We start from the raw sequence: 518 nt of genomic DNA, 5'->3' as shown, positions 1-518 counted from the left end.
CTCGGTCGCACGCTGCGGCTATGAGGTCCATGTGGTGCTCTATGACGACGATCGTGTAGCCTTGGTCCCGAAGGGCGACGATGTCGTCTACCATTGCCGTGATCTCCTCGGGAGTCATTCCGGCAGCCGGTTCGTCCAGCAGCAGCAGCTTGGCGCCTGTTGCGATGGCGCGAGCTACCTCTACCCGGCGACGGTCGGGATACGACAAATGGCGGACCAGCGAAGCTTCGCGCGTCAGGAGCGATGTATCGACCAAGGCCAGGGCCGCCTGCGCTTCCTGGTTCGCGTGCGCAGTCGATCGCGCCAAGGCTCCGAGAACGTTGTTGCGCCCCCGCAGATGACAGCCTGCCAGGACGTTTTCGAGCACTGACTGTGTTTCGAACAGGCGGATGTGCTGGAAGGTCCGTGCGACTCCCAAAGATGCCACCTGGTGCGAATCCAGTCCCGTCGCGGCTTGGCCTTGAATGCGCACTTCTCCTGTAGATGGCTTAACGAGACCCGTGATCAGGTTGAACAGT

General features: G+C 61.6%; 1 protein-coding gene. It reads right to left on the bottom strand.

Features of this window, described 5'->3' with window-relative positions; translation table 11 throughout:
- Nucleotides 1–518, bottom strand: a 518-nt coding sequence (locus ACMUOY_RS20990; protein WP_413894628.1) for an ABC transporter ATP-binding protein, incomplete at both ends; no start/stop codon positions are given.

Source organism: Candidatus Skiveiella danica, from assembly GCF_022705245.1.
In the GTDB taxonomy this organism is placed as follows: domain Bacteria; phylum Pseudomonadota; class Gammaproteobacteria; order Burkholderiales; family Burkholderiaceae_C; genus Skiveiella; species Skiveiella danica.
This window is presented reverse-complemented; position numbering and strand designations above follow the sequence as displayed.